2 tRNA genes are annotated in these 314 nt (G+C 49.7%); both read left to right on the top strand.

Annotated features, from left to right (window positions below):
* Positions 1-77 precede the first annotated feature (77 nt).
* Positions 78-148 (top strand) — tRNA-Trp (locus tag ADI76_RS02070).
* A 12-nt stretch (positions 149-160) separates the two neighbouring features.
* Positions 161-233: transfer RNA gene (locus ADI76_RS02065), tRNA-His, on the top strand.
* The last annotated feature ends 81 nt before the right edge of the window (positions 234-314 follow it).

The raw sequence follows: 314 nt of genomic DNA, 5'->3' as shown, positions 1-314 counted from the left end.
CGAAGAGGCTAAACGCGGCGGACTGTAAATCCGCTCCTTCGGGTTCGGGGGTTCGAATCCCTCCCCTTCCATCCTTTACGGGCATAGTTTAAAGGTAGAACTAAGGTCTCCAAAACCTTCAGTGTGGGTTCAATTCCTACTGCCCGTGTTAATACTTATGGCGGGTGTGGTGAAGTGGTTAACACACCAGATTGTGGCTCTGGCATGCGTGGGTTCGATCCCCATCACTCGCCTATTTATTAATATTATTATTGGGGTATAGCCAAGCGGTAAGGCAAGGGACTTTGACTCCCTCATGCGTTGGTTCGAATCCA

Origin of the sequence: Streptococcus parasanguinis (assembly GCF_001074805.1) — a bacterium.
GTDB classification, from domain to species: domain Bacteria; phylum Bacillota; class Bacilli; order Lactobacillales; family Streptococcaceae; genus Streptococcus; species Streptococcus parasanguinis_A.
This window is presented reverse-complemented; position numbering and strand designations above follow the sequence as displayed.